Annotated in this window: 10 protein-coding genes; 7 read left to right on the forward strand and 3 right to left on the reverse strand. The window is 72.0% G+C overall.

Annotated elements, in window-relative coordinates; all coding sequences use genetic code 11:
• Positions 1–170 precede the first annotated feature (170 nt).
• Positions 171–1,082 (reverse strand): carbohydrate kinase family protein, encoded by a 912-nt coding sequence (locus AC069T_RS07615; RefSeq protein WP_478781839.1) that lies wholly within the window; start codon positions 1,080–1,082, stop codon positions 171–173.
• A complete protein-coding gene (locus tag AC069T_RS07620) occupies positions 1,079–2,392 on the reverse strand; it encodes a LacI family DNA-binding transcriptional regulator (protein ID WP_478781840.1) in 1,314 nt (437 codons plus the stop codon). The genes AC069T_RS07615 and AC069T_RS07620 overlap by 4 nt, the downstream gene beginning before the upstream one ends.
• A 344-nt stretch (positions 2,393–2,736) precedes the next feature.
• On the opposite strand from AC069T_RS07620, the gene AC069T_RS07625 reads away from it, so the two are divergent.
• The gene (locus AC069T_RS07625; RefSeq protein ID WP_478781841.1) at positions 2,737–3,165 is read left to right on the forward strand and encodes a Rieske (2Fe-2S) protein; all 429 of its coding nucleotides are present in this window, start codon (positions 2,737–2,739) and stop codon (positions 3,163–3,165) included.
• 5 nt (positions 3,166–3,170) lie between these two features.
• Here the strand turns inward: AC069T_RS07625 and AC069T_RS07630 are convergent, their stop codons facing one another.
• Positions 3,171–4,118, reverse strand: a complete 948-nt coding sequence (locus AC069T_RS07630; RefSeq protein ID WP_478781842.1) for a hypothetical protein — start codon at positions 4,116–4,118, stop codon at positions 3,171–3,173.
• Positions 4,119–4,347: 229 nt separating this feature from the next.
• On the opposite strand from AC069T_RS07630, the gene AC069T_RS07635 reads away from it, so the two are divergent.
• The 6 genes from AC069T_RS07635 (at position 4,348) to AC069T_RS07660 (ending at position 13,249) form a co-directional block, all read left to right on the forward strand.
• On the forward strand, positions 4,348–4,755 hold the full coding sequence (locus AC069T_RS07635) for a hypothetical protein (protein WP_478781843.1): 408 nt from the start codon (positions 4,348–4,350) through the stop codon (positions 4,753–4,755).
• Between the two features lie 273 nt (positions 4,756–5,028).
• A complete protein-coding gene (gene uvrC, locus AC069T_RS07640) occupies positions 5,029–7,065 on the forward strand; it encodes an excinuclease ABC subunit UvrC (RefSeq protein WP_478781844.1) in 2,037 nt (678 codons plus the stop codon).
• On the forward strand, positions 7,062–8,102 hold the full coding sequence (gene rapZ, locus AC069T_RS07645) for an RNase adapter RapZ (RefSeq protein ID WP_478781845.1): 1,041 nt from the start codon (positions 7,062–7,064) through the stop codon (positions 8,100–8,102). The genes uvrC and rapZ overlap by 4 nt, the downstream gene beginning before the upstream one ends.
• Positions 8,099–9,142, forward strand: coding sequence for a gluconeogenesis factor YvcK family protein (locus tag AC069T_RS07650; protein ID WP_358855589.1), 1,044 nt, complete (start codon positions 8,099–8,101; stop codon positions 9,140–9,142). The genes rapZ and AC069T_RS07650 overlap by 4 nt, the downstream gene beginning before the upstream one ends.
• Positions 9,133–10,122: a DNA-binding protein WhiA gene (gene whiA / locus AC069T_RS07655; RefSeq protein WP_478781846.1), complete on the forward strand. Its 990-nt coding sequence runs from the start codon at positions 9,133–9,135 to the stop codon at positions 10,120–10,122. The genes AC069T_RS07650 and whiA overlap by 10 nt, the downstream gene beginning before the upstream one ends.
• A 172-nt stretch (positions 10,123–10,294) precedes the next feature.
• On the forward strand, positions 10,295–13,249 hold the full coding sequence (locus tag AC069T_RS07660) for a M14 family metallopeptidase (protein ID WP_478781847.1): 2,955 nt from the start codon (positions 10,295–10,297) through the stop codon (positions 13,247–13,249).
• Positions 13,250–13,438 lie beyond the last annotated feature (189 nt).

Raw genomic sequence — 13,438 nt, forward strand, 5'->3', positions numbered from 1 at the left:
AAAAACCACCCCTGCCACCCAATCTCCCTGTCGGCCCCCCCCCCCCCCCCCCCCACCCCCCCCCCCCCCCCCCCCCCACCCCACCCCCCCCCCCCCCCCCCCCCCCCCCGCGGCGTTTGCCGAGGGCTCAAGCGTGTCGCGGTCCGGGCCCCCCGGCCTCCCCCATGGGCCTACGCGTCGGCCAGCTCGGAGGCGTACGGCGGCTGCGCGCCCGCGCGGGAGCAGGTGACGGCCGCCGCGCGGGCCGCGAACGTCAGCAGTTCCGTCCAGTCGCCCGGGCCGAGACCGGCCAGGGCCTCGGGCGACAGAGCGCCCCGGGCGGCGAGGCCGTGCAGCAGCGCCGCGTTCACCGTGTCACCGGCGCCGATCGTGTCCACGACCTCGACAGATTCGCCGGGCACCGAGAGCGCCGCACCGTCGCGGGTGAAGACGGTCAGGCCGGCCCCGCCCCGTGTGACCACGACGGCTGCGGGGCCCGCGGCCAGCCACTCGGCCGGGGTGCCGCCGAGCCACTCCCCGTCCTCCGCGGACAGCTTGAGCAGAGAGACCGAGGGCAGCCAGCTCCTGAACCGGGCCCGGTAGGCGTCCGCGTCGGGGATCAGCCCTGCCCGGATGTTCGGGTCGAGCGCGGTGAACACGCCCCGCGCGGCGGCGGTCCGCATCAGTTCCTCGTAGGCGCTCGCGCCCGGCTCCAGGACGAGTGAGCAGGTACCGAAGGACACCGCGGCCGTCGCGTCCGGGAGGCGGTCGGGTACGGAGAACAGGCGGTCGGCCGTGCCCTCGACGTAGAAGGAGTACGCGGCCGAACCGTCCGCGCCGACCGAGGCGACGGCCAGCGTCGTGGGCTGCGCGCCGCGCTGCACCGACGACACGTCCACGCCCGCCTCGCGCAACCCGTCCAGCAGCGCCTCACCGAAGGCGTCGGACGAGACGCGGGAGCAGAAGGCGGTGGGAGAGCCGAGGCGGCCGAGGGCCACCGCCGTGTTGTACGGGCCGCCGCCGAGACGGGGCGACAGGTTCACGAGCGCCCCCGCGCCCTGCGGCACCAGATCGATCAGAGCCTCACCGGCGACGACGATCACGACGCGGGTCCTTTCTCGCGGCGGTCGGAGCGCACGGCGCGCTCGGAAGGGTGACTGTGTCCGGAGCGGTCCGTGCGGGCGGAGCGCTCCGAACGCGCCGGACGGCCGGGACTGTCGGCGCCCACGGTGCCGAGAGGGTCAGGACCGTCGGATCCGCCGGAGCCAGAGGCGTCGGATCCGCCGGGGCCATCCGTGGCCCGGCGGTCCACGGTGCCCGTACGGCTCTCGGAGGCCCGGCGCTCCTCGGGGCAGCCGCACGACGTGCGGTGGACGAAGGTGCACGGCAGCCGTACGGTGCGGCCCGGCCGGTCCGGCGAGGCCAGCCGCTCCAGGAGCAGCCGGACGGCCTGGGCCCCCATCTCCCTGCTGGGCTGGGAGACCGCGGTCAGCCGGGGCGAGAAGAGGTCCGCCCACGCGAAGTCGTCGAAGCAGCACAGCGCCAGGTCGTCCGGTACGGACAGACCGAGATCGCGTACGGCACGCAGCGCGCCGATGGTCATCGCGTTGTTCCCGGTGACCAGAGCCGTGGGAGGCGCGGCGAGGGCGAGCAGCGCGCCCGTCGCGTGCTCCGCCGCCCGCGACTGCGAGTCACCGTGCATCACGAGCCGTTCGTCGTACGGCAGTCCCGCCCCCGCCAGTCCGTGCCGGTAGCCGGAGATCCGCTCGCCGGTGGTGCTGAGGCCGGGCAGGCCCGCGACCAGTCCGATGCGTCTGTGGCCGAGTCCGGTGAGATGGCTGACCAGTCGTGCCATCGGCTCGGCGTTCTCGGCGCTGATCTGGTCGAAGCGGTACGGGTGCGTTGACGATCCGTCGTCACCGGACGCGCGGACGCCTCCGGCACTTGTTTTCCTCTCCCAGGTGTCGTCGACCAGGCGGTCCAGGAACACTGCCGGAACGTCATGCCGTCCCAGATAGTCCACAAGTCCCCGGGGGGCGGCCGAGGGGGCGACGATGACACCGTCGACCCGCCGCTCGTGCAGGAGCCGGACGACTTTACGCTCGTGCTCGGGATCGTCGTGCGGATCGGCGATGAGCAGGCTGTACCCGTGCTCCAGCGCCCCGGCCTCCACACCCTGGAGGATCTCCGTGAAGTACGGATTGCTGATCGCCGAGACCGCGAGCCCGATCGACCGGGTGCGCGCGGTGACCAGCGAGCGGGCCAGTGTGTTGGGCGTGTAGCCGAGCGCCTCGATGGCGTCGAGGACGGCCTGACGGGTGTGGGGGCGCACCGGCCGCGAGTCGTTCAGGACGTGCGAGACCGTCGCGATCGACACCCCCGCGTGTCGCGCCACGTCCACCATTGTCGCCACGGCGTTCCCTTTCATCACGAGGCTCTCGGGCAGGTCCTCGCGGGAACCTATCCCATCCGGACGGCGGACGTAAACGCTTACGTAGGCGTTTACGTTGGGTGACGTAAACGTTTACGCAAGCGTTTACGTAGACTGGCTTAAACGTTTACGCGAGCGTTTACGTAGGTGTTGGCGTAAACGCTCGCGTAAACGTTTAAGCCCGGGCGTCCACGGACGTCCGCACCCTCGCGCCCACGCTCACTCGCGCCCGTCCGCCGCGCCGCGTCCCGGCCGGAGCGGAGTGCTCCGCCCCGGTATCGTCGGTGCGCCACACCCCTCACTACCGTCCGACCAGGGGAGACCTCATGCCCGGCCGACCGTCCGCGAGCCGCCGTACCGTCCTGCGAGGGGCCGCCGCGACGCCCGTCGCGGGGCTCGGTCTCGCCGCCTGTTCGTCGGGGGACGACAAGGGTGGGGTGCCGCCGACGCCCACCGCATCCGTGGAGCTCGGCGCGGAGAACGAGATCCCCAAAGGCAGCGCCAAGCTGTACCGGGACCACAACGTGGTGGTCAGCCACGCCGAGGACGGTTCCCTGAAGGCGTACAGCACGATCTGTACGCACGCGGGGTGCCCCATCAACAAGCTGGCGGGGACGACTCTCATGTGTCCCTGTCACGGCAGTGAGTTCGACGCGACGACGGGCAAGGTGCTGCATCTGCCGGCCACCGAGCCGCTCAACGAACTGCCCGTGGAGGTCAGGAACGGGAAGATCGTCACGGGCCCGCCGGCCTGACGGCGTCAGTCCCAGTCCCAGGCGATCCCCACGATGCCCGACCGCACCCGCGGCTCGACCAGGTGCACCGAGCTGTGCTGCCCGCTCAGCGTCAGCTCCTGGCGGCCGGCGCGCGGTGCCGCCGCGGAGTGCTGGGTGAACCGGTGGCAGCGCGCGGGCAGCGCCCGTTCGTCGAACCGCACCTGGAGCGCGTACTGGCCGCCCGCGAAGCCGAACCCGCGGAGATACTCGCTGGACGCGCCGGCCGTGCCGTCGTCGAAGCCGTAGCGGAAGAGGAACGTGTCACCGGCGCGCAGCCGGGTGTCGAAGAGGAGCTCGGCCACGAGGACTCCGGTGTCATGGTGCCAGCGCACCCGGCCCGTGCGGCAGTTCTCCATGGCGTGCACCGCCATCCGGTTCGGGGTGCAGCCCGGGTCGCCGTGGTGGATGGCCACATACCGGTCCACGCCGTCCTGGTGGGCGCGCACGATGTGCTGCGACTCGCGGCCCTGGAGTTCGCGGTGCGCGCCGATGCGCACCCGCTCGTGGTGGCCGATGGTGTGCAGTCCGCCGTCGAGCGGGGACTCCAGTTCGCCGAGCAGGCGTTCAAGGACACCGGAGGCTTCCACCAGGGCGCGGTACGAGCGGCTCGCGGGGCGTTCCGGGCCCGGCTGGTCCCCGCTGTTCGCGAGCAGTCTGATCAGCGACTCGTCCGGCAGCTGGAGGATCTCCTCCAGGGCGCGTACCGCGCGCAGCGACTCGGGACGCTGCGGTCGCCGTGCGCCCTGCTGCCAGTAACTGAGGCTCGTCACACCGACCTTGACCCCGTAGCGCGACAGGTGGTGCTGCACGCGCTGCAGGGGCAGCCCGCGGGCGGCTATCGCGGCGCGCAGCGCGATATGGAAGGGGCCGCCCCGCAGGGCCGTCTCCAGCTCCGCCGGGGCGAGGTCCACGTGCTCTGTGCCGTGCCGCATGCGCGGGCCTTTCTGTGAATGTTCACAAACGGCTGGTCAGACCGTTCGCGCGGGTTCCGGAGGCCGCCTGGTGGGAGTGCGGGGATGGTTCACACCCGTACGGCGCTGTTCACGGCCCCAAGTTGCACCGCATTGAAGCGTGTTGACCAAGTCCCGACAACACCTGATGCTCAACCGCAGTGTCCGACGCGGTCCGCTCAGCTCCTCGAACCCCAATCGGGAGGACGCGATGCGCCTCAGTGGGCTCATCGTCCCCGTGGTCGCCCCGGTGATCGTCCTGGCGGCCGTCTGCGCCGGACCGACGCCGGCCGCGGGACCGACGCCGGCCGCGGGACCGACGCCGGCCGTGGGACCGATTCGGGCCGCCGGGGCGCCGGCCGACGCCGCACCCGCCGTCTTGGCCGCCCCGGCCCCTCCCGCTGACCCGGCGCCCCCGGCCTCCGGCCGTCCGGTGACCCCCGCACCCGCTCCCGACCCGGAGACCCCCGAGACCAAGGACGCCGAGGACACCCGGGAGCCGGAAGAGGGGAACGGGACCGGCCTGACCGTCGCCGTCGTCTCGGCGCTGGCCGGCGGCGGCGCCCTCCTGGCCCTCGTGCTGAGTGCCGCACGGGCCCTGCGGCGGGGCAGCGGCTAGGTGTATTGATCACGAGCGTTGTCGACACCAGCCGGTCCGATGGCCGGTCCGGACGGCTGGCTCAGGCCGACGGGGTGGGCGGACGCTCCCAGGCGGCTGGCCCAGGGGGGAGGGCCCAGACGCCGGCCAGGGGACCGACCCTTGCTCGCCCGGCGCCGTCGCGTCCTCCGAGGCCGGCCGGGGTGGCCCGGCGGGAGCGTGCCCCGTGCGGTTGTCCACAGGCGCGGCCGGGACCTCGGCACGCTGTCACCCCTCGCCAGTAGGGTGTGAGACATGGCCGACCCCTCCAGCTACCGCCCCAAGCCGGGAGAGATCCCGGACACACCCGGGGTCTACAAATTCCGCGACGAGCACCGCCGGGTGATCTACGTCGGAAAGGCGAAGAGCCTGCGCCAGCGCCTGAACAGTTACTTCCAGGACCTGGCGGGACTCCACCCGCGCACCCGCACGATGGTCACCACGGCCGCGTCCGTGGAGTGGACCGTGGTGTCCACGGAGGTCGAGGCGCTGCAGCTGGAGTACTCCTGGATCAAGGAGTTCGACCCCCGGTTCAACGTCAAGTACCGCGACGACAAGAGCTACCCGTACCTCGCGGTGACCATGAACGAGGAATTCCCCCGCGTGCAGGTGATGCGCGGCCAGAAGCGCAAGGGCGTGCGCTACTTCGGGCCGTACGGACACGCGTGGGCCATCCGCGACACCGTCGACCTGCTGCTGCGCGTCTTCCCCGTGCGCACGTGCTCTGCGGGCGTCTTCAAGAACGCCGCCCGCACCGGCCGCCCCTGCCTCCTCGGCTACATCGGCAAGTGCTCCGCCCCGTGCGTCGGCCGGGTCTCGCCCGACGAGCACGGCGAACTGGCCGACGAGTTCTGCGACTTCATGGCCGGCCGTACGGGCACGTACATCCGCCGCCTCGAGCAGCAGATGGCCGGCGCCGCCGAGGAGATGGAGTACGAGCGGGCGGCTCGCCTGCGTGACGACATCGGGGCCCTGAAGAAGGCGATGGAGAAGAACGCGGTCGTGCTCGCCGACGCGACCGACGCCGACCTGATGGCCGTCGCGGAGGACGAGCTGGAAGCCGCCGTGCAGATCTTCCACGTCCGCGGCGGCCGGGTGCGCGGCCAGCGCGGCTGGGTCACCGACAAGGTGGAGGCCGTCACCACCGGTGACCTCGTCGAGCACGCGCTCCAGCAGCTGTACGGCGAGGAGACCGGCGACTCCGTGCCCAAGGAGGTCCTCGTCCCGGCCCTGCCCGACCTCGTGGAGTCGGTCCAGGAGTGGCTCACCGCCCGCCGCGGGTCGAACGTGTCGCTGCGCATCCCCCAGCGCGGGGACAAGAAGGCGCTCATGGAGACCGTGCAGCGCAACGCGCAGCAGGCGCTCGTGCTGCACAAGACGAAGCGTGCCTCCGACCTGACCACCCGTTCGCGCGCCCTGGAGGAGATCGCCGAGGCCCTCGACCTGGAGAGCGCGCCCCTGCGGATCGAGTGCTACGACATCTCGCACCTCCAGGGCGACGACGTGGTGGCCTCCATGGTGGTCTTCGAGGACGGGCTCGCCCGCAAGAGCGAGTACCGGCGCTTCCAGATCAAGGGCTTCGAGGGACAGGACGACGTCCGGTCCATGCACGAGGTGATCAGCCGCCGCTTCCGGCGCTACCTCTCCGAGAAGGAGAGGACGGGCGAGTGGGCCGACGGCGGCCCCGAGCTCACCGAGGAGGACGGCCGCCCCAAGCGGTTCGCCTACCCGCCGCAGCTCATCGTCGTCGACGGCGGCCGGCCGCAGGTCGCCGCCGCCAAGCGGGCCCTGGACGAGCTCGGCATCGACGACATCGCCGTCTGCGGCCTCGCCAAGCGCCTGGAAGAGGTGTGGGTGCCCGCCGAGGACGACCCGGTGGTGCTCCCGCGCACCAGCGAGGGCCTCTATCTGCTCCAGCGCGTCCGCGACGAGGCCCACCGCTTCGCGATCACCTACCAGCGCGCCAAGCGGGCCAAGCGCTTCCGCGCGAGCCCCCTGGACGACGTGCCGGGTCTGGGCGAGACCCGCAAGCAGGCGTTGATCAAGCACTTCGGTTCGGTGAGAAAGCTGCGGTCCGCGACAATCGACCAGATCTGTGAAGTCCCCGGCATAGGCCGTAAGACCGCCGAGGCGATCGCCGTGGCCTTCGCACAGGCGGCCCCGGCCGCACCCGCCGTCAACACGGCGACCGGAGAGATCATGGAAGAAGAGGAACCCGGGACGACCGCGGGTTCCTCGGGGGAGCCCGTGTCCGCAGGCTCCTCGGACGAGCGACGGGGGCAGGAGAGATGACCGGACACCACGCTGAGGAAGAACGCCCGGCACAGGGCCGTGAAACGCACAAGGAAGCAGGCGAGGACCACCCGGAGCTCGCGGCGGGCCAGGACGCCGCGGGCCAGGAGCCGGCAGCCGGGGGAGACGGAGCACAGGTGAGTACGGGCATCGAGAAGGCCGGGGTCCCGGAGGTGGCCATCCCCGAGCTGGTGATCATCTCCGGCATGTCCGGAGCGGGCAGGTCGACGGCCGCCAAGTGTCTGGAGGACCTCGGCTGGTTCGTCGTCGACAACCTGCCGCCGGCACTGATCCCCACCATGGTGGAGCTCGGCGCCCGCTCCCAGGGCAACGTCGCGAGGATCGCGGTCGTCGTCGACGTCCGCGGCCGGCGCTTCTTCGACAACCTGCGCGAGTCGCTCGCCGACCTGGCGGCGCGGCACGTCACCCGGCGCATCGTCTTCCTGGAGTCCTCGGACGAGGCGCTCGTGCGCCGGTTCGAGTCCGTGCGCCGCCCGCACCCCCTCCAGGGTGACGGCCGGATCGTCGACGGCATCGCCGCCGAGCGCGAACTGCTGCGCGAGCTGCGCGGCGACGCCGACCTGGTGATCGACACCTCCAGCCTGAACGTGCACGAGCTGCGCGCCAAGATGGACGCCCAGTTCGCCGGCGAGGAGGAGCCCGAGCTGCGGGCCACCGTCATGTCCTTCGGCTTCAAATACGGCCTGCCGGTCGACGCCGACCTGGTCGTGGACATGCGCTTCCTGCCCAACCCGCACTGGGTCCCGGAGCTGCGCCCCTTCACCGGCCTCAACGAGGAGGTCGCCAATTACGTGCTCAACCAGCCCGGTGCCAAGGAGTTCCTCGACCGCTACACCGAGCTGCTCCAGCTCATCGCCGCCGGATACCGGCGCGAGGGCAAGCGGTACGTGACCATCGCGGTCGGCTGCACCGGCGGCAAGCACCGCTCGGTCGCCACGTCCGAGAGGCTCGCCGCCCGGCTGGCGTCCGAGGGAGTGGAGACGGTCGTCGTCCACCGGGACATGGGCCGCGAATGACCGGAAGTGCACTGCGGCTGGCAAGGCTGCGCCGGTCCACTCCCGAGGGCCGCGGCGGCAAGGCGCGCCGCCGGGGCGCCCAGCCGAAGGTCGTCGCCCTCGGCGGCGGCATGGGTCTGTCCGCCTCGCTGGCCGCGCTGCGCCGGATCACCGGCGACCTCACCGCCGTCGTCACGGTGGCCGACGACGGCGGCTCCAGCGGGCGCCTGCGCGACGAGCTGGGCGTGCTCCCGCCCGGTGACCTGCGCAAGGCGCTGGCCGCGCTGTGCGGCGACGACGACTGGGGGCAGACCTGGGCCCGCGTCATCCAGCACCGCTTCCAGTCCAAGGGCGACCTGCACGAGCACGCGGTCGGCAATCTGCTGATCGTCGCCCTGTGGGAGCAGCTCGGCGACCACGTCCAGGCCCTGGACCTGGTGGGCAGGCTCCTCGGCGCGCAGGGCCGCGTCCTGCCCATGTCCGCGGTGCCCCTGGAGCTCCAGGCCCTGGTCAAGGGCCACGACCCGGCCCGGCCCGACGACGTCGACACCGTCCGCGGCCAGGCCACCGTCGCTCTCACGCCCGGCGAGGTGCAGTCCGTGCACGTCGTGCCGCACGGCCCGCCCGCCGTCCCCGAGGCCGTGGCAGCGGTCCTCGACGCGGACTGGGTGGTGCTCGGACCGGGCTCCTGGTTCTCCTCCGTGATCCCGCATCTGCTGGTGCCAGGCCTGCTCGACGCGCTGACGCAGACGAAGGCGCGCCGGGTGCTCTCCCTGAACCTCGTCCCGCAGCCCGGAGAAACCGATGGCTTCTCCCCGCAGCGTCATTTGGAGGTTTTGGGACGACACGCCCCTAAACTCGCCCTGGACGTGGTGCTGGCCGACGAGGCCGCCGTGCCCGACCGCGACTCACTGACCGATGCCGCCAAGCGGTTCGGCGCCGCGGTCGAGCTGGCGCCGGTGGCCCGGACCGACGGCACTCCGCGGCACGACCCGGAGCTGTTGGCCGCCGCGTACGACCGTATTTTTCGGATGCATGGAAGGATCGGCCCATGGCGATGACGGCAGCGGTGAAGGACGAGATCTCCCGGCTTCCCGTCACCCGGACCTGCTGCAGAAAGGCGGAGGTCTCCGCCATTCTGCGGTTCGCGGGCGGCCTTCACCTGGTGAGCGGCCGGATCGTGATCGAGGCGGAGCTGGACACCGCGATGGCGGCACGCCGGCTGAAGCGGGACATCCTGGAGATCTTCGGCCACAGTTCCGAACTGATCGTGATGGCGCCCGGCGGGCTGCGCCGCGGCTCGCGCTACGTCGTGCGCGTCGTCGCGGGCGGTGACCAGCTGGCCCGTCAGACGGGGCTCGTCGACGGCCGCGGCCGTCCGATCCGGGGGCTGCCCCCGCAGGTGGTCTCGGGGGCCACCTGCGACGCGGAGGCGGCCTGGCGCGGCGCGTTCCTCGCGCACGGTTCGCTCACCGAGCCGGGGCGCTCATCCTCCCTCGAGGTGACCTGCCCGGGCCCGGAGGCCGCACTCGCGCTGGTCGGCGCGGCCCGCCGGCTGTCGATCGGGGCGAAGGCCCGCGAGGTCCGCGGCGTGGACCGCGTGGTCGTCCGCGACGGCGACGCCATCGGGGCGCTGCTCACCCGTCTGGGCGCCCACGAGTCGGTGCTGGCCTGGGAGGAGCGCCGGATGCGCCGGGAGGTCCGCGCCACGGCCAACCGGCTCGCCAACTTCGACGACGCCAACCTGCGCCGCTCGGCCCGCGCCGCCGTCGCCGCCGGGGCCCGCGTGCAGCGCGCCCTGGAAATCCTCGGCGAGGAGGTCCCCGAGCACCTCGCCGCCGCCGGCCGGCTGCGCATGGAGCACAAGCAGGCCTCCCTCGAGGAGCTGGGCGCGCTCGCCGACCCGCCGCTGACCAAGGACGCCGTCGCCGGCCGGATCCGCCGGCTGCTCGCCATGGCCGACAAGCGGGCCCAGGACCTCGGCATCCCGAGCACGGAGTCCAACCTCAGCGAGGAGATGGCCGACAACCTCGTGGGCTGACGCGCCAGGGCCGGTCCCGGCCGCGCGCACAAAGACCAACACGCCGGTGCCGACGCCCACTTGGGTGATCGGCACCGGCGTTTCCCGATGCTGACGCACCCTTGACTTGATGCTCGGGTGTCATGAGCCTGGCTCTGTCCGCCGCCGTGGCGGACCAGTGCAAAGGGGACTCATGAGACGAAGAGCGAGAGCGATCCTCGCTGCGAGCGCGCTCCTGCTGGGTGGCGCGGGTCTGGCCCCGGCCGCCCGGGCGCAGGACGGCAGTTCACCCGAGCCGGACGCGAACGCCGTCAAGGTGTTCCGCGCCGAGGTCACGAAGCAGCAGGTACCCCTGCTGCTCGCGGCCGGACAGGACGGCCACGAACTCGGCGAACAGGCGCCGGGCAAGGGGACCGCGACGGTCGAGGTCTACCTCACCGACAAGCAGGCGCAGAAGCTGGAGAAGCAGGGCGTCGCACTCACCGGGCACACGCTCTCGGCCAGGGCCGAGGCGCGGGTGACGGCGGCGGGCGACGGCGTGTTCCGCCCGTACAGCGGCAAGGGGAATCTCCAGGAGGAGATCCTCAGGACCAGCCAGGAACATCCCGGGCTCACCAAGGCCGTGTCCATCGGCAAGACCGTCAAGGGCCAGGACATCCTCGCGCTCAAGCTGACCAGGGGCGCCAGGAAGACGAAGGACGGCGCCAAGCCGTCCGTGCTCTACATGTCCAACCAGCACGCGCGCGAGTGGATCACGCCGGAGATGACCCGGCGCCTGATGCACTACTACCTGGACAACTACTCCACGGACAAGCGCGTCAAGAAGCTCGTCGACTCCACCGAGCTGTGGTTCGTCCTGTCCGCCAACCCCGACGGGTACGACTTCACGTTCGACGCCGACGGCGACCGGCAGTGGCGCAAGAACCTCCGGGACGTGAACGGCGACGGCGCCATCACCACCGGCGACGGCGTCGACCTCAACCGCAACTTCGCCTACAAGTGGGGCTACGACGACGAGGGCTCGTCCCCGAGCCCCACCAGCCAGACCTACCGCGGCGCGAGCCCGGGCTCCGAGCCCGAGACCAAGGCCCTGGACGCCTTCGAGAAGCGCATCGGCTTCACGTACGGCATCAACTACCACTCCGCCGCCGAGCTGCTCCTGTACGGGGTGGGCTGGCAGGTGGCGACGCCGAGCCCGGACGACGTGATCTACAAGGCGCTCGCCGGCACCCCCGAGAACTCGGCGATCGAGGGCTACCACCCGCAGGTCTCCTCGGAGCTCTACACCACCAACGGCGAGGCGGACGGCCACGCCGCCAACGTCAACGGCATGGGGATGTTCACCCCCGAGATGTCGACCTGCCAGACCGCGTCGGGCCTCGACCCGGACGACGCCTGGAACGCGGCCGACTGCGCCTCCGTCTTCACCTTCCCCGACGACGAGAAGCTGATCGAGCAGGAGTTCCGCAAGAACATCCCGTTCGCGCTCTCCGTCGCCGAGACCGCCGCGCACCCCGACCGGCCGTCCTCCTCGGTCGGCATCGACGCACCCGACTTCACCCCCGCGGCCTTCCCGGTCTCGTACGCGCGCGGCGCCGACCAGGAGATCTCCGTCGTCGCCCGCAGGTCCGTCCGCGACAAGGAACTCAAGTACCGCGTCAACGGCGGCCGTACGCACGACATGGCGCTCCGGCCCTGGAAGGGCGGCAAGACCTTCGGCGGCGAGGACAACCTGTACTTCGACGAGTACCGCGCCAAGGTCAAGGACGGCGACACGGGCGACAAGGTCGAGGTCTGGTTCACCGGTGAGACCAGGAGCGGCAGGCCCACCTCCAGCACCCGCTTCACCTACACCGTGGCCGAGCGGCCGCGGGCCGGCACCCTCGTGGTGGCGGAGGAGGGCGCGGCCGCGACCCAGGCGCAGAAGTACGTCGACGCGCTGAAGGCCAACGGGCGCAAGGCGCTCGTGTGGGACGTCGCCACCCAGGGCGCCCCCGACGCGCTCGGTGTCCTCGGCCACTTCGGCACGGTCGTCCACTACACGGGCGCCGGCCGGCCCGGCAACGCCACCCAGCTCCAGCTGCGCGCCTTCCTCAACGAGGGCGGCAGGCTGATCGAGGCGGGCGAGCAGGCCGGCGGCAGCGTCGACCTCGGCGGCGGCACCCTCTCGAACGACTTCAGCCAGTACTACCTGGGCGCCTACTCGCGGACGTCGACCCCGGGCGCCACCGGCTTCGACGGCTCCGGGAAGCTCGCGGGCTTCACGGGTCCGCTCGGCGACGCGCCCGGCAACCCGCTGAACGCGGCGGGCATCTACGGCGTCACCTCGGACACGCTGCCCGTCGACACGTACCCGCAGTTCGCGAGCGCGGGAGCGGGGCAGTTCGCCGGGACGGTCAACCCGTACGGGCCGTACGCGGGCTCCTACATGGCCGCCGCCGTCCACACCGACGACGCCTACAAGCGGCTCACCCGCACGATCGACCTCACCGGGGTGAGCGCGGCCGACAAGCCGGCGCTGCGCACCCGGCTCCTGTGGGACACCGAGCCCGGCTACGACCACGCGGTGCTCGAGGCCCACACCACCGGGGCGGACGACTGGACCACGCTCCCCGAAGCGGGCGGCGCCACCGGCACCGCCGTGCCGGCCGAGTGCGAGGCCGGCTATCTGATCAAGGAGCACCCGGCCCTCAAGCGCTATCTGACCCTGGGCGCCACGGCGTGCGCGAACACGGGCACCAGCGGCGCGTGGAACAGTTTCACGGGCGCCTCGGACGGCTGGCAGCAGGTCGAATTCGACCTGAGCGCGTACGCGGGCAAGTCCGTGGAGGTCTCGCTGAGCTACATCAGCGACCCGGGCAGCGGGGGCCACGGGCTGCTCGCCGACGACGCCTCGCTCGTCGTCGGGGGCACGGTCACCGGCACCGAGGGCTTCGAGACGTCACTCGGCGCCTGGAGCGTCCCCGGACCGCCGGCGGGCAGCCCCGCCGTCCTCAAGGACTGGGCACGCGTCGGAACGCTGTTCCGCACCTACGGAGGTGTCACCACGGACGACACCGTGCTGCTGGGCTTCGGCCTGGAGCACGTCACCGCGGCGGCCGACCGTGCGGCGCTGATCGGAAAGGCGCTCGCGGCACTGCGCACCTGACTCCACCACGTCAACAGCGCGTGACGTCAGGTAGTCGGATCCGGTGAGCGGATCTCCGGACCGGGGCGGTCCGTACCCCTACTGGCGGGTACGGACCGCCCTGCCGTGTATGGGCCGTCTCGATGTCACTCCGGAGGCATCAGGGAGGTAGGGTCGTAGGCGGTCGGGGACATCCCATACAGCTCGCCG

This window comes from Streptomyces sp. NPDC043867, from assembly GCF_056435845.1.

Coding starts and splice junctions, on each gene's coding strand:
- AC069T_RS07625 (WP_478781841.1), top strand. CDS start 2,737: ATGCCCGGCCGACCGTCCGCGAGCCGCCGTACCGTCCTGCGAGGGGCC.
- AC069T_RS07630 (WP_478781842.1), bottom strand. CDS start 4,118: ATGCGGCACGGCACAGAGCACGTGGACCTCGCCCCGGCGGAGCTGGAG.
- AC069T_RS07635 (WP_478781843.1), top strand. CDS start 4,348: ATGCGCCTCAGTGGGCTCATCGTCCCCGTGGTCGCCCCGGTGATCGTC.
- uvrC (WP_478781844.1), top strand. CDS start 5,029: ATGGCCGACCCCTCCAGCTACCGCCCCAAGCCGGGAGAGATCCCGGAC.
- rapZ (WP_478781845.1), top strand. CDS start 7,062: ATGACCGGACACCACGCTGAGGAAGAACGCCCGGCACAGGGCCGTGAA.
- AC069T_RS07650 (WP_358855589.1), top strand. CDS start 8,099: ATGACCGGAAGTGCACTGCGGCTGGCAAGGCTGCGCCGGTCCACTCCC.
- whiA (WP_478781846.1), top strand. CDS start 9,133: ATGGCGATGACGGCAGCGGTGAAGGACGAGATCTCCCGGCTTCCCGTC.
- AC069T_RS07660 (WP_478781847.1), top strand. CDS start 10,295: ATGAGACGAAGAGCGAGAGCGATCCTCGCTGCGAGCGCGCTCCTGCTG.